This is a genomic window from Myxococcus xanthus (assembly GCF_013116825.1).
GTDB classification, from domain to species: domain Bacteria; phylum Myxococcota; class Myxococcia; order Myxococcales; family Myxococcaceae; genus Myxococcus; species Myxococcus xanthus_B.
The window spans coordinates 1-15,762 of sequence record NZ_JABFNS010000121.1 but is presented as its reverse complement, the minus strand read 5'-3'; the positions used below and the strand labels follow the sequence as shown (position 1 = coordinate 15,762).

13 protein-coding genes are annotated in these 15,762 nt (G+C 70.6%); 3 read left to right on the top strand and 10 right to left on the bottom strand.

Annotated features, from left to right (window positions below):
- Positions 1–14: 14 nt before the first annotated feature.
- From HNV26_RS28515 to HNV26_RS28500, 4 genes are all read right to left on the bottom strand, one after another.
- Positions 15–1,379 carry a hypothetical protein gene (locus HNV26_RS28515; protein WP_171444001.1) on the bottom strand — a complete coding sequence of 455 codons (1,365 nt, stop codon included), beginning with the start codon at positions 1,377–1,379 and terminating at the stop codon, positions 15–17.
- Between the two features lie 54 nt (positions 1,380–1,433).
- Entirely contained in the window at positions 1,434–2,327 is an 894-nt protein-coding gene (locus tag HNV26_RS28510) for a 5-oxoprolinase subunit C family protein (protein ID WP_171444000.1), read from the bottom strand.
- Positions 2,324–3,613, bottom strand: coding sequence for a LamB/YcsF family protein (locus tag HNV26_RS28505; RefSeq protein ID WP_171443999.1), 1,290 nt, complete (start codon positions 3,611–3,613; stop codon positions 2,324–2,326). The genes HNV26_RS28510 and HNV26_RS28505 overlap by 4 nt, the downstream gene beginning before the upstream one ends.
- 252 nt (positions 3,614–3,865) lie before the next feature.
- Positions 3,866–5,467, bottom strand: a complete 1,602-nt coding sequence (locus HNV26_RS28500; RefSeq protein WP_171443998.1) for a c-type cytochrome — start codon at positions 5,465–5,467, stop codon at positions 3,866–3,868.
- A 138-nt stretch (positions 5,468–5,605) separates the two neighbouring features.
- Here HNV26_RS28500 and HNV26_RS28495 point away from each other — a divergent pair, with 138 nt between their 5' ends.
- Positions 5,606–6,742 carry an aminotransferase class V-fold PLP-dependent enzyme gene (locus HNV26_RS28495; RefSeq protein ID WP_171443997.1) on the top strand — a complete coding sequence of 379 codons (1,137 nt, stop codon included), beginning with the start codon at positions 5,606–5,608 and terminating at the stop codon, positions 6,740–6,742.
- Positions 6,743–6,754: 12 nt separating this feature from the next.
- Here the strand turns inward: HNV26_RS28495 and cysK are convergent, their stop codons facing one another.
- On the bottom strand, positions 6,755–7,675 hold the full coding sequence (gene cysK, locus HNV26_RS28490; protein WP_171443996.1) for a cysteine synthase A: 921 nt from the start codon (positions 7,673–7,675) through the stop codon (positions 6,755–6,757).
- Between the two features lie 21 nt (positions 7,676–7,696).
- Positions 7,697–8,542, bottom strand: a complete 846-nt coding sequence (gene epsC / locus HNV26_RS28485; protein WP_011551683.1) for a serine O-acetyltransferase EpsC — start codon at positions 8,540–8,542, stop codon at positions 7,697–7,699.
- A gap of 211 nt (positions 8,543–8,753) precedes the next feature.
- Here epsC and HNV26_RS28480 point away from each other — a divergent pair, with 211 nt between their 5' ends.
- Complete coding sequence (locus HNV26_RS28480; protein ID WP_171443995.1) at positions 8,754–10,403, top strand: AMP-binding protein; 1,650 nt, start codon at positions 8,754–8,756, stop codon at positions 10,401–10,403.
- Here HNV26_RS28480 and HNV26_RS28475 read toward each other — a convergent pair.
- Both HNV26_RS28475 and HNV26_RS28470 read right to left on the bottom strand, forming a co-directional pair.
- Positions 10,390–10,791: a TfoX/Sxy family protein gene (locus HNV26_RS28475; RefSeq protein WP_171443994.1), complete on the bottom strand. Its 402-nt coding sequence runs from the start codon at positions 10,789–10,791 to the stop codon at positions 10,390–10,392. The two genes, HNV26_RS28480 and HNV26_RS28475, sit on opposite strands and share 14 nt — an antisense overlap.
- 62 nt (positions 10,792–10,853) lie before the next feature.
- Positions 10,854–11,789 carry a LysR family transcriptional regulator gene (locus HNV26_RS28470; RefSeq protein WP_171443993.1) on the bottom strand — a complete coding sequence of 312 codons (936 nt, stop codon included), beginning with the start codon at positions 11,787–11,789 and terminating at the stop codon, positions 10,854–10,856.
- Positions 11,790–11,859: 70 nt separating this feature from the next.
- Here HNV26_RS28470 and HNV26_RS28465 point away from each other — a divergent pair, with 70 nt between their 5' ends.
- The gene (locus tag HNV26_RS28465) at positions 11,860–13,233 is read left to right on the top strand and encodes an MFS transporter (protein WP_171443992.1); all 1,374 of its coding nucleotides are present in this window, start codon (positions 11,860–11,862) and stop codon (positions 13,231–13,233) included.
- Between the two features lie 17 nt (positions 13,234–13,250).
- Here HNV26_RS28465 and HNV26_RS28460 read toward each other — a convergent pair whose 3' ends face one another.
- Positions 13,251–14,447, bottom strand: coding sequence for a serine/threonine-protein kinase (locus HNV26_RS28460; RefSeq protein WP_171443991.1), 1,197 nt, complete (start codon positions 14,445–14,447; stop codon positions 13,251–13,253).
- Between the two features lie 37 nt (positions 14,448–14,484).
- Positions 14,485–15,642, bottom strand: a complete 1,158-nt coding sequence (locus HNV26_RS28455; protein WP_171443990.1) for an oxygen-binding di-iron domain-containing protein — start codon at positions 15,640–15,642, stop codon at positions 14,485–14,487.
- Between the last annotated feature and the right edge of the window lie 120 nt (positions 15,643–15,762).

The following is a 15,762-nucleotide window of genomic DNA, read 5'->3' as shown; positions in this document are numbered from 1 at the left end:
TTGAAACCGCGCGCCTAGGAGACGCGCGGTGCCGAGGGCGCCACCGGGTAGGTGCCCCGCTGACCGAACGGCGGGTCGAACAGCGCCGGGTCCGACTGCCGCGAGCGGAAGAGGTCGACGATGTAGTTCATCCGCTGGTCCAGCTTGCTCCAGTCCTTCGCCCCGGAGCCCTTGAGGCTGTCCTGGCTCTTGTCGAGCTGGCCCAGCAGCGCGCGCAGCTCGGGGTTTTCGATGGAGCGCAGGTGCGGCGGGAAGAGCGTGGACTCCATGCCCGGAGGCGGCGGCAGATCATTGCCCAGCTTCAGCGCGCTGCCCGGCACGGCCAGCTTCATCATGTGCTCGGTGGCGACGCGGCGGAACACGTTCGCCACGCCATCCACCACGGGGTTCAGCGCCGCGTCCACCAGGCCCGTCTTCAAGGCCGCCTTGCCCGCGAGGTTGGCGGGGAAGGGGAGCGCGTTGATTTGCGCCTCGACGGTCTGCTTGAGGATGTCGCGGAAGGTGTCCTTCACCGGCGAGTTGAGCGCCTTCTCGACGTAGGGTTGGAGCTGCGTCTGCTCGTGCAGGCCCACCTTGTCGTTGGCCAGGAGCATCAGCTCGGCCTTCTTGTTCGGGTCCTTCTCGAACATGGCCTGGGCGTAGTGGCCGAAGGCCTCCTTCAGCAGCGGCTTGTCCGCGGGGAAGCCGCTCAGGTACTGCTCCGCCTTGGCGGCGTCATACTGGGTGTCGCCCTGGAAGGTCTCCACGAAGCGGGCGAACTCCTGGCCCACCTCCTCGAACACCAGCTTGTTGCCGTCGGCGATGGCCTTGCTGACGTTCTGGAGCGCCTGGTTGCCCGCCGAGGCGATGTCGCCCAGCGGCAGCGAGGGGAGGCCCAGCTTGCGCAGCAGGTCGTCCACCTTGGACATCGGCCCCATGACGCCGTCGGCGCCCTTGAGCGCGTCCGTGAAGAACTTGGGCATGTCCTCGCCGCGGATGCTCACGCCGGCTTGCTTCGAGGCCCAGGTCGCGAAGGTGGACCAGTTGGCGTTCTCCGTGCCCAGCAGCTGACCCATGGCGTTGGACAGGTCCGAATAGCCCTGCGTAATCGCATGGTTGCGCGCCACCGGGTCCTGCATGGCGGCGATGTTCCGCACGTCCGAGGCGGTGGGATAGCTGCCCGGCGCGACGCTCGGGCCGCGCACCAGGGCCGCGGGGGCGTTCAGCGCCACGGGCTGTTGCCGGGCGGGCGGAGACTCGAACTGGGACACCCCGGACATGCCGGGCCGGGTCACCGGGGCCTTGGCCTGGGGTTTGACCTCGTTGCGAGCGGGGCGGGGCGGCTCGCGGAGCTCGGTGGGACGGACGGGGGCTCGGGAACCGATTTTTGGGGGACTCATCTTCTCCAGTATCGGTTGAAACCGGAAAAAGTTGCGTCCCCTGGATGCTGGAGCTCAGGGGGGCGGGGGTGGCCTTCCTTTGACGCCGAAGTGCTCCGCGTGGAGCCGCCACGCTTCCCGTGCCTCTTCGAGGCTCACTTCCTGGAACCGGACAGCGGCTCCTGGGCGGCGGGCGCACAGTCGCCCCCAATCGGCGCGAATGACTGTCGCGATGAGTGGATAGCCACCTGTCGTCGGATGGTCGGGGCCCAGCACGATGGGTGTTCCTGAAAGCGTCACCTGGATGGCCCCACGAACCATGGGGCGCGACGTGCCCGTGCCTTCGTCTCCATGGGGGAGCGATGGCCCCTGGAGCCGCATCCCCACGCGGTCGGTGGCCGCGGACACGGTGAAGGCGCCTGACAGCAGGGTTGCCACGGTGGCTGGTTCGAAGCGGCGGTTGTCCGGTCCGAGCGTCACGCGGATGGGCGCCGCTGCATCCAGTGACGCACCGGGCGCTCGCGCCTCGGCGCGCTCGTTCGCGTCACCCAGGGGCAGGCTGTCTCCCGACCGCAGCAGGCGGCCTTCGTGTCCGCCCAGGCGCGCGACCAGCAGTGTGCCGCGTCCACCCAGCACTTCCGGCACGGCGAGCCCGCCGTCCACCGCGACATAGCGCACGCTCGTCGACTCGGGCGCGGGGACGGTGAGGCGCTCTCCCTCCGCCAGCGTGAAGGCCTGTCCGTCCATGGACACGCGAACGCTTCGGCCTCGGGCGCGCAGCTCCAACCGGCCGAAGGCTTCCAGCGCCGCCGCTCCACTCGCGTTGCCCACGGCGAGATTGGCCAGGGCGAGCAGCTCTGGGACCAGCGGTCCTCCCGGAGGCACGCCGTGGTGCATCTTCCCCGGGCGTCCCGCGTCCTGCACCGTGACGGGCGCACCCACGCCCGTGATGTCCAGCCAGCCCGTCATCGGTCCACCCGCTTGAAGCGCACCCGGTCCCCGAGCTGAAGCACCGAGCCCTCCTCGGGTGTGAAGGCGGTGAAGTCCAGCGCGGTGCCGATGAGGTTCCAGCCCCCAGGCGATGCGAAGGGATAGACCCCCGTGCGCCCCCCCGCGATTCCCACCGCGAGGGCAGGCACTCGCGTGCGGGGCGTGGCCAGCCTGGGGACCGCGATGCTCGGGTCGACTTCGCCCAGATAGGCAAACCCGGGGAGGAATCCCACGCAGCGCACCGTGTACTCGCGCGCCGTGTGGCGCCGAGCCACTTCGTCCTCGGTGAGGCCCGCGCGTTCCGCCACCGCGCGCAAGTCCTGCCCGTCGTAGCTCACGGAGATGGTCGTGAGGGGCCGGCCGGCCACTGGGGCAGGGATGCGCAGCAGCCGCGCCAGCGCGAGCCGAGGCTCCTCGGGTGGCGCATCCGGGGCGAAGTACACGCAGGCGTGCGCCTCGGTGATGACGGCGTCGAGGACGCCGGGCATGGCACAGAGGGCCTCGCGCGCGGCGCGCCGCTCCAGTCCCTCGGGAAGGACCAGTCGCAGGGCGCCTTCACCGAGAGGCTCGGCGCGAAGTTCGAGCGCGTCCAGGGTGGCGCGGACCTCGCGCGCCAGCGCCACCGCGCCGGGCGTGTCGCCGTGAACGCAGACGGTGTCCACGCCGCCGCTGGTGGCCAGGCGCACGGTGTTGGCCCGCGCCTGGGCGTGGTCGGTCAGCACCGCGCCGGGCTGTCCTCGGGGAATCAGCGAGCCGTCTGGCCGGGTGCCTCGGTCCGCGAAGCCCTCGCGGGCGTAGGCCAGCCCCGCGGCCAGGGCCGCGTCGTGCAGCGCGCCCGTGCCGGGGCCGATGAAGGTGACGGCGGCCCCCAGCGCTTCCACGATGCCCGCCACCACCGCGCGAGCCAGGGCCGGTGTCGCATTGGCCGCGTGGTACAGGGCGCCGTGGGGCTTGGCGTACGTCACGGGCTGATGACGGTCAGCCGCCAGCTTCGCGAGCCGGCCGCACTGCGCGGCCACTTGCGCCCGGAGGTGCTCCGGCGTGACCTCGAGCGCGCGGCGGCCGAAGCCCTCTCGGTCCTCGTAGGACGGGTGCGCGCCCACGCGCGTGCCATGCCGCTCGCACCGCTCCAGCGCCCGGCGCATGGAGGCCTCGTCCCCGGCGTGCCCGCCGCAAGCGATGTTCGCCACATGGGCCAGCGCGTAGAGCTGTTCGTCTTCACCAGGAAGCTCGCCCAGGTCGACGTTGAGGAGGCACTCCGTCATGCGGCGCACCGTACGCGAGCGGCGGCGCGGGTGCAGCCGTCCCTGTAGCCGGAGACGCTGGCGTGCCAGCCGACGGTGCGGTGGGAAGTCTCACGCACCACCCCGGGGCTGGGGCCGGTTGGCTCCGGGGTGGTACGCGCCCAGCGAGTGCCTCGACGAGGTGCCCGCTGAGAACTTCCAGACGGGATACGCCAGCAGGGGGTTTCCTCGGTCATTTCCGGGGCGTTTTTTCCGCGCGCTTGGGGGCGCGGCTCAGCGCGAGCTGGAGGGCAGCGTGGCCAGGCCTCCCGCCTTCACCCAGCGCACCAGGGCACGCGCGGTCTTCTCGTCAATCAACTCCGCGTAGGTGGGCATGGGCGTGCCAGGGAGGAACTGCTCGGGGTTTCGCACCCACCGGACCAGCTCGGCCTCGCTGCGCGAGGCGACCTTGGCGAGCCGGTCGTGATACCGCGCGCCAGGCGCGTGGCAGCTCGCGCAGCCGAGCTTCACGAAGAGGCCGGGGGCGTCCACCTTGGGCGCAGCGGGGCGCGGCTTGCGGGTGGGGGCGGGCTTGCTGGCCGGCGTGGAGGGACCGGCCGCAGCGGTGTGGGCCGCATCGGGTTTCGCGGACGGTGCCGATGCCGCGCTCGTGCCGGTGGCTCCGGGCGCCGTGTGCATCGCCGAGCCGGATGCGGTCGCCGAGGCCGAAGGCGTCACTGCGGCATGGGCGTCTTCTCCCGGTGTGCCCTGAGGGCTGGCCGGAGGTTGCGCGGGGGAAACGGGCGGAGCCGAGGTTTCTTCCCCTGCTCCCTTCACGGACGCGCTGGCGTTGGGAACATCTCCCGTGCGCGTCTCATCGGGCACGCCGGCCTGCGCCGCATCGGGGCGTGCCTCCGCGCCCTGCTCCTCCGCCTCCTCCGTGCCCCAGTCCGGGCGGACTGACGCCGCGGTGAGCCGCGGCCGCGCGCCCTTCACCGCGTTCTTCCTGGGGGGCACCGAGCGCAGATAGTCATAGAGCGCTCGTGCCTCCACCTCGTCCATGCCCCGGAAGCGAGGCATGGGCGAGCGCAGCACGGAGCCATCCGGCGCCAGTCCGTCACGCACCGCGCGGGTGAAGTCCTCCAGCGTCCAATGCGCCAGCCCCGTCTCGTGGAACGTGATGTTGCTGGAATGAACGTTCCTTCCCTCCGGGTCGACGAACGCCATGCCACCCGCGAACACGTCATCGCCCTCTGTCTTCCGAGGGCTGAAGCCATCCGTGTGACAGGAGGCGCAGTCGTAGACGTCATGCGCCATGTAGTGGCCGTACTCCCGGGTCGCCGCCTTGGGCGGAACGGGGATGCCCGAGGCGGGCCGTTCCACCGGCTCATTCCCGGTGATGAAGCGGAAGCCGATACCGCCGAAGAAACTGAACTTCGACGGGGGCGCGGGCACGGAATCCGGCGTGAAGAGCGGGTGCCCGGAGCGCATGAAGCCCAGCACCGCGGCCAGGTCCGCGTCGCCCATGCCGTAGCTGGGCATCACCATCAACCGTCCATCGCGGCTCACCGCGTAGCGGATGGCCCTCGCCAACTCCTCATCCGTCATGGCGCCGATGCCCGCCTCGGCATGCGACGTGAGGTTCGCCGCGTAGAAGCGCCCCATGTACGAGGGCAGCTCGCGCAGCGGCGCGCCCGACGCCGTCTCCGCGTCGCCCCCGCGGTGACATGACTCGCAGCTCGCGTGGAAGATGGCGGCCCCTCGCTCCAGGGCGGCGGGGGACAGGTCCGCGCGGATGGGCGGGTAGGGCGCATGAACGGTTCCCGCGCAGCCCGCCAGCAGGGCGGCGCCCACGAACAACGTGTTCCTCATGGCGTCCAGGATGGTGCGGCGCATGGGTCCTCCGCGGCGAGCAGGCCCCGACGCATATCGCATCCAGCGGTGGGACGGAAAAACCACCGCGTCTGTCCACGGCGGACACCCGGCCTTCACGAAGTACGGCGCGGCGCGGCGACGTGGCTACACTCCGGGCCCATGACGCGCTCGCTCGAATCCTACCGAGACCTCTTCCCCGTGCTGAGAGAGCAGCTCTACCTCAACCACGCCGGTGTGGCCCCCACCAGCCTGCGCGCCGCCGAGGCCGTGCGCGGGTGGATGGAGGACATCGTCCACCACGGCATCAAGCACGAGCGCGGCTGGGAGGCCCACTGCGAGCGCGTGCGGGGCCTGGCCGCCCGCCTCATCAACGCCGAGCCCGGTGAGATTGCCTTCGTGCGCAACACCAGCCACGGCCTGGGCCTGGTGGCCGAGGGGCTGGACTGGAAGCCCGGCGACGAGGTCGTCGTCGCTTCCTCCCTGGAGTACCCCTCCAACGTCTATCCCTGGCTGCACCTGAAGGACCGCGGCGTCACCGTGCGCGAAATCCAGACGCCCGACGGGGGCGTGACGCCGGAAGCCGTGGCCGCCGCGCTCACCCCGAGCACCCGGCTGGTGGCCGTGTCCTCCGTGCAGTTCGCCACCGGCTACCGCACGGACCTGGACGCGGTGGGCGCCCTGTGCGAGCGGGCGGGCGTCCTGCTCTGCGTGGACGGCATCCAGAGCGTGGGCTGCATCCCGGTGGACGTGAAGAAGAGCCGCGTCCACTTCCTCAGCGCGGACAGCCACAAGTGGATGCTGGGCATCGCCGGCATCGGCTTCCTCTATGTGGCCAAGGACGTCTTGCCCAGGCTGCGGCCCGTGCTGGTGGGCTGGCGCAGCACCACCGACGCCTGGAACTTCAACCGCAGCCACTTCGAGCTGCGCCCGGACGCGGGCAAGCTGGAGGAGGGCAGCGCCGCGTACACCGGCATCTACGCCCTGGGCGCCGCGCTGGAGCTGCTGCACGAGGTGGGGGTGGACGCCATCTCCGCGCGCATCCGCGAGCTGCTGGGCCAACTGGAGACAGGGCTGCGTGGGTTGGGCTGCGACGTGGGGCCCGCGCCGGAGCACCGGGCGGGCATCCTCACGTTCCTGCCTCCGGAGGGCGAGGCCCGCGCGCTCGGCGCGTGGCTCGCCGGACGGGAGGTGGCCCTCTCGGTGCGCCGCGGGCGCGTCCGCCTCTCACCCCACTTCTACAACCTGCCCGAGGAGATGGACCGGTTGGTGGAGCTGGTGCGGACGCACCGCGGCTGAGGGCCCTTTGGACTACTGGGCCGGGAAGAGCGGCTCGATGGAGAGGTAGCGCTCGCCCGTGTCGTAGTTGAAGGCGAGCACGCGGCTGCCGTCGGTCATCTCGCCCAGCTTCTGATTCACGGCGGACAGCGCGGCGCCGGTGGAGATGCCCACGAAGATGCCCTCCTCACGCGCGGCGCGGCGGGTGAACTCGAAGGCGTCCTCCTCGGTCACCTGAATCGCGCCGTCCAGCGCTTCCTTGTGCAGGTTCTTCGGGATGAAGCCGGCGCCAATGCCCTGGATGGGGTGCGGGCCCGGCTGGCCGCCGCTGATGACGGCTGACTTGGTGGGCTCCACGGCGAAGACCTTCAGCTTCGGCCAGACCTTCTTCAGCTCCTCGGCGCACGCGGTGATGTGCCCGCCGGTGCCCACGCCGGTGATGAGGTAGTCCAGCCCTTCCGGGAAGTCCTTGAGGATTTCCTGCACCGTCGTGCGGCGGTGGACCTCGATGTTGGCCTCGTTCTCGAACTGCTGCGGCATCCACGAGTTGGGCACCTGCGACAGCAACTCGTTGGCGCGAGCGATGGCGCCCTTCATGCCCTGCGCGCGCGGGGTCAGCTCGAAGGTGGCGCCGTAGGCGGCCATCAGCCGCCGGCGCTCGACGCTCATGGACTCCGGCATGACGAGCACCAGCTTGTAGCCCTTCACCGCCGCCACCATGGCCAGGCCGATGCCGGTGTTGCCGCTGGTCGGCTCGATGATGACGCTGTCCTTCTTGAGCAGGCCGCGCTGCTCCGCGTCCTCAATCATGGACAACGCGATGCGGTCCTTGATGCTGCCGCCCGGGTTGGCGCGCTCGAGCTTCACATGGACCGTCACGCGGGACGGAAACAGCCGGTTGATGCGCACGTGCGGCGTGTTTCCGATGGTCTCCAGGATGTTGTTCACCTTCATGTGAGGGGCCTCGTCGGTGGGTCAGATGTGGAATTCGAGTGCGTCCAGCGAGCCATTCTCGCCGCGCTGACGCACTTCGCTGCGGCGGGTAACCACGGATTGAGAAGGGATGCTCTGCGTGAGCCAGGCGTTGCCGGCGATGATGCTGCCCCGGCCCACCACGGTCTCTCCGCCCAGGATGGTGGCGTTGGCGTACACCACCACGTCGTCCTCGATGGTGGGGTGACGCTTCTTGTCCGTCAGCCCCTTCTCCACGACGAGCGCGCCCAGGGTGACGCCCTGGTAGATTTTGACGTTGTCGCCAATGAGCGTCGTCTCACCGATGACGACGCCGGTGCCATGGTCGATGACGAAGCGCCGGCCAATGGTGGCTCCCGGGTGGATGTCCACGCCGGTTCGCTGGTGCGCGTACTCCGTGAGCAAGCGAGGCAGCAGCGGGAAGCCCAGGGCGTGCAGCGCGTTGGCCACCCGGTAGATGGCGATGGCGGTGAAGCCCGGGTAGGTGAGGATGACCTCGTCCACGGTGCGTGCGGCCGGGTCCGCCTCGAAGATGGCGTCCGCGTCCTGTCGTAGCCAGTCGTACAGGCCGGGCAGCCGCTCCATGAAGCGCGCCGGCAAGTCCCGTTCAATGCCCGGGTACAGGGGCGCCAGCGTGTCCCGGATGCGGTGGAGGCTGGCCTCCACGGTGGTGACGTCGCGGTGGACGGCGGCGGCCGTACACTCCAGGCGCTCGGCGAAGTGGGGGAAGAGCAGGCCGAGCACCTGGCCTACGAATTCGGGGGCCGCGCGCCGTACGTCCGCAGGGAAGCAGTGTCGCTGCCGGGCTTCCAGCAGGGCCGCGACCAGCCTGGCGTTGGAGTCATCCATGAGTCCCGGTTTCTAACGCGGTGCGTGGGCTGGCTGCACGGCGTAATGGCTGATTTCAGGGCTGACTGTCGTTTCCCAGGAGGGGACTGGCCCCTCGGGGGGGCCCTCGCTGGCGGTGCATGCCGCCTTCCCCCACGCCCCCCTGCCACGCGTTGGACAGCGGTGGTTCGCGGCGCTTGCCGCGTGTCCCGCTCGGCGGGACGATGACGCCATGTCCCAGAATCCGGTCCCTTCCTACGCCCATGGCACCAGCACCACCCCGCTGCTGGGGGAGACGATTGGCCAGAACCTGCGCCGCACCGTCGAGCGCCACGGCGACCGGGAGGCCCTGGTGGTGGCGTCCCAGGGGTTTCGGGCCACGTATCAACAGCTCTGGGCGCTCACCTCACAGGTGGCCCGGGGGTTGATGGCCCTGGGCGTCCAGAAGGGGGACCGGGTGGGGCTCTGGTCACCCAACCGCTTCGAATGGGTGGCCGTCCAGTACGCCACGGCCCGTATCGGCGCCATCCTGGTCAACATCAACCCGGCCTACCGCACCTCGGAGCTGGAGTACGCCCTCAACCAGTCCGGCACGAAGGTGCTGCTCCACGCACGGGCCTTCCGGCAGACGGACTACCGGGGCATGGTGAAGGAGGTCCAGCCGCGCTGCGCCAGCCTGGAGGCGGCGCTCGTCCTGGAGGACGACTGGCAGCGGCTGCTCGATGGCGCGGCGGGTGTTTCAGAGGACGCGTTGGCCGCCCGCGAGGCGTCGCTCCAGTTCGATGACGCCATCAACATCCAATACACGTCGGGGACGACCGGCTTCCCGAAGGGCGCCACGCTGTCGCACCACAATGTCTTGAACAACGGCTTCTTCATCGGGGAGGCCCTGCGCTACGGCCCCGAGGACCGGGTGTGCATCCCGGTGCCATTCTACCACTGCTTCGGCATGGTGATTGGCAACCTGGCCTGTACCAGCCACGGCGCCACCATGGTGATTCCCGCCGAGGCGTTCGACCCGCTGACGGTGCTCCAGACGGTGCAGGCCGAGCGCTGCACGTCGCTGTACGGCGTGCCCACGATGTTCATCGCGGAGCTGGACCATCCGCGCTTCGGTGAGTTCGATTTGTCGACGCTGCGCACCGGTGTCATGGCGGGCTCGCCGTGCCCCGTGGAGGTGATGAAGCAGGTGCAGTCGCGCATGCACATGCGCGAGGTGACCATCTGCTACGGCATGACGGAGACGTCGCCGGTGTCCACGCAGAGCGCGCTGGACGAGCCGCTGGACAAGCGCGTGTCCACCGTGGGGCGCGTGCATCCGCACCTGGAGGTCAAGGTCATCGACGCCGGCTCGGGTGAGGTGGTTCCTCGCGGCTCGCCGGGAGAGCTGTGCACGCGTGGGTACAGCGTCATGCTGGGGTACTGGGCCAACCCCGAGGCCACCGCCGCGGCCGTGGACGCCGCCGGGTGGATGCACACGGGCGACCTCGCGGTGATGGACGACGAGGGCTACGTGAAGGTGGTGGGGCGCATCAAGGACACCATCATCCGGGGCGGTGAGAACATCTCCCCGCGCGAGGTCGAGGAGTTCCTCCACACGCACCCGGGCGTCAGCGAGACGCAGGTCATTGGCGTGCCGAGCAGGAAGTACGGCGAGGAGGTCATGGCCTGGGTGCGAGCGAAGCCCGGCGCGACGCTCACCGCCGAGGCGCTGACCCGGTTCTGCACGGGCCGCATCGCGTCCTACAAGATTCCCCGCTTCTGGAAGTTCGTGGACGCGTTCCCGATGACGGTGACGGGCAAGGTGCAGAAGTTCAAGATGCGCGAGGCGTCCGTCGTCGAACTGGGGCTGGAGGACGCCGCGGCCATCAAGACGGCTTGACGCGCGAGGTGCGCTTCTTCGCAGGCGCCTTCTTTCGCGCCGTCTTCTGGGCCTTCTTCAGCGCGGCCCGGTTCGCCGCGTCCACGGCCTTCCGGGCCCAGGGCAGGAGCGCGTAGGCGTCATCCGCCGCGTCCGCGGGTGGAGTCCAATAGCCCATCTCCACCGGGGTCTTCATGCCTTCGTAGATGAATGGCCGGCATCCGGCGGCCTGGAAGTCCGGCTTGGTGACCTCATCCACCTTCAGGAACAACTGACCGCCGCCGATGAGCCCGAACATCCGTCCGCCGAGGTAGAGCCCCCAGCCGCCGAACATCGACCGGGACTTCACGGGCCCCAGCTTCTCCAGCAGTTCCACCGTGTACTCAACGAAGCTGTCCGTCCGGGCCATGATGCGTCTCCGTGTCTCGATGGGCCTCGCATCGTGAAGACGGCGCCACCGGCCGCGGCACGCTAGCGCACCCGAGCGCCTGGAGCCGCCTTCCTCATGCCCCAGGGTTCGGGCATGGCGCGCACGCTCTCCACGATGAAGGACTTGAGCGCCCGCGCCGCGGCCGTGAGGTAGCCCTCGCCCCGGTGTATCAGCGCCACCTGCCGCTTCAGCCCGGCGCGCGCCAGGGGCACCACGTCGAAGCCCCGGGCATGGTGGTCTCGGGCCATCAACTGCGGCACCATCGCCACGCCCAGGCCGCGCTCCACCATGCGGCGCATGGCCTCCGCGTTGTCCGTCTCCACCGCCAGCCGGGGCGTCACGCCCCGCGCCTCACAGGCGGCCTCCATCGCCCGGGTGCCGCTCATGCCGGGGATGACGACCCAGGGCTCTTCCACGACCTCGTCCATCGTCACGGGCTTGCCTGACCTCGTCAGCCGGTGTCCTCGCGGGACGGCGAGCACCAGGGACTCCTCCCACAGTCGCTGCGCCACCAGGTCCGCGCGCCGCACGGGGAGGGAGAGGATGGCCAGGTCCAGGGCGCCGCGTGCCACGCCTTCCTCCATGGCCGGTGCCAGCCCCTCACTCAGCCGAGGCCGGACCTCCGGGAACTGGCGGGCGAAGGCGGGGATGATGTCCGGCAGCAGGTACGCCCCCACGGTATGCAATGTGCCGAGCGACACCACGCCGTGTGGCGTCCCCGACAGCCGCTCCAGCTCCGAGGTGCCCGCCGTCAATGCGTCCAGGGCGCGCTGGGCGTGAGGCAGGAAGCGCTCTCCCGCGTCTGTCAGCACCGCGCCCCCGGGCGTGCGGACGAGCAGGCGCGTGCCCAGGGCGGCCTCGAGTGATTGGAGCTGCCGGGAGAGGCCGGACTGGGACAGACCCAGCCCACGCGCGGCGGTGGCCAGGCGTCCCGCCCGGGCGACTTCGAGGAAGGCTCGGAGCTGTTCGGAGGTCATGCGGATTCCGCAAGAAGCCTATGCGGAAGATGCGGTTTCCGCATGGGGGGCTGGGGCGTACAGAGAGGTGATGGACGGAAGCGGCGTCACAGCGGAGCCCATGGTCAGCGCGCGTCCAGGCGTGGCGCGGCGGACAGCGACGGGCGCGGTGTTGCTGGCCCTGGTGGTCAGCGCGTTCGAAGGCACCGTCGTGACGAGTGCCATGCCCACCATCACCCGGGAGCTGGGAGGGCAGCACCTCTACTCGTGGGTGTTCTCCGCCTTTCTCTTTGCCTCCACGGTCGGCGTGCTCGTCTCCGGGAAGCTGGCGGACCGGCTGGGACGCAAGCCCGTCTTCTTCTCGGGCATGGGGTTGTTCCTGGTGGGCTCCGCGCTGTGTGGCCTGGCGGACTCGGTGCCGGGGCTCATCGCCTTCCGGGTCATCCAGGGCCTGGGCGCGGGCGCGTTGCAGCCCACCACGCTCACCATCTCCGCCGACCTCTACACGCTGCGTGAGCGCGCCGCCGTGCAGGGGCTGTTCACGGGGGCCTGGGGCGCGGGCAACGTCGTGGGGCCGCTCATCGGCGGCTGGCTGGTGATGCACGCCTCGTGGCGCTGGGTGTTCCTGGTCAACGTGCCGGTGGGTCTGTTCGCCGCGGCGCTGCTGTACCTCTCCTACCGCGACCCGCCTCGCCGTCCGGAGGTCCGCATGGACCGGTGGGGGCCCGTGCTCGCGGGCTCCTCGGCGGCGCTGCTCCTCTTCTCGTTGGAGCCGGGGGCCGCGAGCCTGCGGTGGGCCTGCGCGCTGGCCGCCGTGGGCGCGGGCTGGCTGCTGGTGCGGCAGCAACGCACGACGGTGTCTCCGTTGCTCCCGGCGGAGTTGCTGGGAGATCGCGCGGTGCTCAGCGGCGTCGTGGGCGGCATCGCGGGCGGCTCGCTGCTGTACAGCATGGCCGCGTGGGTGCCGTTGTGGATGACGGAGCAGGGCGGTCACACGCCACTGGCGGCGGGACTGGCGTTGCTGCCGATGCTGCTGGGCTGGTCCGTGGGCTCCACCTTCGGCGTGAAGCTGCTGGTGCGCGGAGGCATGAGGCTGAGCGCCGGCGTGGGCTTCGCGGTGGCGGCGCTGGGGGCCGGGTGGCTGTCATTGGCCGCCGCGCGGGGCTGGGGTGTGCCCGCGGCGCTGGTGGGGTTGGCGGTGCTCGGCCTGGGGCTGGGGCCCGCCGCCAGCACGTCGTTGATTGGGCCGCAGTCCCGCGCGCCCTGGCACCACCGGGGCATCGTCACCAGCGCGCTCTACGCCACGCGGCTTCTGGGCGGCTCTCTGGCGGTGGCGTTGCTCGCGTTGGCCAGCGGGCACTTCGCTCTACAGTTCGGTATCGCCGCTGGGCTCACGGCCGTCGCGGCGCTCGGGTTGGCGCTGCTGGCTCCGGGCAGGATGGAGCCAGCGGAAATGGGGGCGTGACGGCGGGCACGCTCCGCTCAGCCCGTGCCGCCTCCCGGGCCTGGCGCTCGGTCGCGCGCGAGGGGCGGCGCCGGTGCTCGCGCCGTCACCGACGCATCTGCATTCAGCGCGTGGGGCCACAGCTTCGCCAGCGCGGTGCGGAGCTCGGCCGCGGACCGGTAGCGGTCGTCGGGGCGCTTCTCCAGCAGCCGCAGCGCGACGCGCTCGAAGGGCTCCGGCAGCGCCGGGCGCAACGTGCGCGGCGGCACGGGGCGCTCCTGGACGTGCAGGAACATCAGCGGCACGGGCTCCGGGTGGCGGAACGGGAGCTGCCCGGTGAACAGCTCGTAGGCCACCACGCCGAGCGCGTACAGGTCCGTGGCGGGTGACACCGCGGGGTTGCCCGTCACCTGCTCGGGAGCCATGTACTCCGGCGTGCCGAGCACCGCGCCCTGGGCCGTCGTCCCCATGACGTGGGTGCTCTTGGCGAGCCCGAAGTCCATCAGCTTGAGCACGCCGGTGCGGGTGATGAAGAGGTTGGCGGGCTTCACGTCGCGGTGGAGCACGCCCCGGCCGTGCGCGTGCTCCAGCGCCACCGTCGCGTGGGTGAGCCAGCGCAGCGCCTCCGCCAACGTGGCGCGCCGCTCCAGCAGCCGTTGACGCAAATCCACGCCCTCCAGCAACTCCATGGTGAGGAAGTGCCGCTCGCCGTCCACGCCCACATCGATGACACGCAGGATGTTGACGTGCTCCAGCGCCCGGGCGTGCTCCACCTCCTGGCGGAAGCGCGCCACCATCGAGGCATCCGCATGGGGCACCGCGAGGACCTTGAGGGCCACGCGCAGGTCCTGGTGGAGGTCGGTGGCCTCGTACACGGTAGAGCTGCCCCCGGCGCCCAGCCAGCGCTCCACGCGGTACCGCTGGGCCACCGTCTGGCCGGGCACCAGGCCTCGCACGACGCTGGAGGGCGCGGGCACCACGATGCCCTGGAGCAGTGTGCCGTGCGGCGACATGGGCGTCACTGGCCGCAGGGTCTCCCCGAGCGACAGGGCCGGAGGTGGCGTCACCGGATGGAACGTCGCGTCGGGAGGGGTTTCCGTCCGCTGCGGGACAGGGGGGAGGCTGGCGCGGGGCGGCGGCTTCACGATGGCCGGCGGCGGGGTCACCCGCAAATGTGGCTCCGGCGCGGCGCCCCCCAGGTACGCCACGCCGTCTTCGTCGTCGGTCGAGTGCACCTCGGCCTCCCTCGGCTGCTTCTTCGCGTCGTCGCTGTCAGGGGTCGAGCAGTGAAACGTGGGACGGTGCCCCCACGCCCTCGATGTCCAGGTGTGGCGTCGGCAGGTTGTACTCGGCCGCGGCGCTGGTGGCCTCGACGATGATGGGGCCGGCGATCTCCGGCGGCTCGCCGTGGCACAGCAGGTCCACCACGTGCTCCAGCGTCCACTTGCCCAGGCGGCTCACCACCAGCCGCGTGCCGTCATACTGCGCCGTGTCCGACAGCTCCGGGCTCGCGGCCAGCTTGGCCTCCACGGAGTCGCCCAGGTAGCCGCGCGCCAGCGCCACCACCCGGTCCAGCACGGAGTTCCAGGCCTGCAGGTGCGTGCGGTCCTGCGCCTCGTCCATGATGTCCAGGCCCACCTGGAGCTTCTCCATCCGGTCCAGGAACTGCTGCACCAGCGCTCCCCGGATGATGCGGCCGTGCTGCGGCGCAATCATCTCCACGCCTGGCTCCAGCTTGCGGATGGCCGCCACCGCGCGTTGCAGCGCGGAGTTCACCGGCATGTAGATTTGATGGAAGGCGCGGATACCCGCCCAGTCGGATTCGTCCGCCCAGATGCCCTTGGCGTTGGAGTCCGTGAGCCCGCCGAAGAGGTCTCCGGTGAAGAGCACGCGCGTTTGCGGGTCATAGAGCATGACGGCGCCGCGGAAGTGGCAGAAGGGCGAGGGGACCGGCAGTAACCGGTGGCCCGTGGGCACGCTGAGGCCCTGCGCGAACTTCTCCGTGGGGATGAAGCGGTGGCGCGGCAGGTTCTGGTGGACGATGAGCCGCCAGGTGTCCTCCGAGCACAGCAGCCCGGCCCGGGGCGCGTAGCGCGCGGAGATGATGCTCGCCGACGAGCCCACGTCCGGGTCCTGGTGGTTGATGAACATGGCCGACAGCCGCTCCATGCCACCAATGAGCGACGTCACCTTGGAGTGGATGGTGGAGAAATCGCTGCTCGAGCCCGGGTCGATGAGGAGGTTGAACTCCGTGGGCCGCTGCGTCTTCTTGTCCGTGCCACGAAAGCGCAGCAGGAAGGGGTTGGCGTAGAAGATGTTGCCGGGATCGCGCTTGCCCACCCAGAACGTCTCGGGGGCAATCTCCACCGGCACGAGGCGAAGGTCGGAGCTCTGGCTCGGGCTCGGGACTGGGGCGACGGTGCTGCTCATGGGCGCGGCGTTCCTTCCCTTTCGGGTGTATGCCCCTCCCCATAGCAAGCGCTGCGCCGTGGACTTTTCTCCCCTGAGGCGCCTGTCCGCGGGCGGGGATGGGGCGCAATTCCTGCGTGC

Excerpts from the sequence above, each read along its gene's own strand:
- HNV26_RS28515 (WP_171444001.1), bottom strand. The coding sequence starts at position 1,379 with ATGAGTCCCCCAAAAATCGGTTCCCGAGCCCCCGTCCGTCCCACCGAG.
- HNV26_RS28510 (WP_171444000.1), bottom strand. The coding sequence starts at position 2,327 with ATGACGGGCTGGCTGGACATCACGGGCGTGGGTGCGCCCGTCACGGTG.
- HNV26_RS28505 (WP_171443999.1), bottom strand. The coding sequence starts at position 3,613 with ATGACGGAGTGCCTCCTCAACGTCGACCTGGGCGAGCTTCCTGGTGAA.
- HNV26_RS28500 (WP_171443998.1), bottom strand. The coding sequence starts at position 5,467 with ATGCGCCGCACCATCCTGGACGCCATGAGGAACACGTTGTTCGTGGGC.
- HNV26_RS28495 (WP_171443997.1), top strand. The coding sequence starts at position 5,606 with ATGACGCGCTCGCTCGAATCCTACCGAGACCTCTTCCCCGTGCTGAGA.
- cysK (WP_171443996.1), bottom strand. The coding sequence starts at position 7,675 with ATGAAGGTGAACAACATCCTGGAGACCATCGGAAACACGCCGCACGTG.
- epsC (WP_011551683.1), bottom strand. The coding sequence starts at position 8,542 with ATGGATGACTCCAACGCCAGGCTGGTCGCGGCCCTGCTGGAAGCCCGG.
- HNV26_RS28480 (WP_171443995.1), top strand. The coding sequence starts at position 8,754 with ATGTCCCAGAATCCGGTCCCTTCCTACGCCCATGGCACCAGCACCACC.
- HNV26_RS28475 (WP_171443994.1), bottom strand. The coding sequence starts at position 10,791 with ATGGCCCGGACGGACAGCTTCGTTGAGTACACGGTGGAACTGCTGGAG.
- HNV26_RS28470 (WP_171443993.1), bottom strand. The coding sequence starts at position 11,789 with ATGACCTCCGAACAGCTCCGAGCCTTCCTCGAAGTCGCCCGGGCGGGA.
- HNV26_RS28465 (WP_171443992.1), top strand. The coding sequence starts at position 11,860 with ATGGACGGAAGCGGCGTCACAGCGGAGCCCATGGTCAGCGCGCGTCCA.
- HNV26_RS28455 (WP_171443990.1), bottom strand. The coding sequence starts at position 15,642 with ATGAGCAGCACCGTCGCCCCAGTCCCGAGCCCGAGCCAGAGCTCCGAC.